The following is a 238-nucleotide window of genomic DNA, read 5'->3' as shown; positions in this document are numbered from 1 at the left end:
AACTTTTTTTTTTAATCATCCGGCTACCACCAAGTTCAACACCTCTATATTCTTCGCCAGCGTATTATTTTTATAAGATCAAGTATAACATCCACGTATATGACATCCTGCTGGCCAAGTAAGACGGCGCCACGGTAGCCATCTTCTACTATTCTCGCCTCGCCAAGTTGTCTCTCATTGAAATCTAGCTGCCACAGATCGACGACCAAGTGGACTAGCTGGCCGAGGACGAAGAGGA

Annotated in this window: 1 protein-coding gene; it reads right to left on the bottom strand. The window is 45.4% G+C overall.

Going from position 1 to position 238, the window contains the following annotated elements; translation table 11 throughout:
* Window positions 1–44: 44 nt before the first annotated feature.
* Window positions 45–238: hypothetical protein (locus ACCC94_RS30505; RefSeq protein ID WP_413353273.1), on the bottom strand; the 194-nt coding region annotated here is incomplete at its 5' end.

The organism is Pseudomonas sp. Pseusp97, from assembly GCF_047304025.1.
Taxonomy (GTDB): Bacteria; Pseudomonadota; Gammaproteobacteria; order Pseudomonadales; family Pseudomonadaceae; genus Pseudomonas.
Note: the sequence above shows the minus strand (reverse complement) of the source record. Positions and strands in the feature narration are given on the sequence as shown.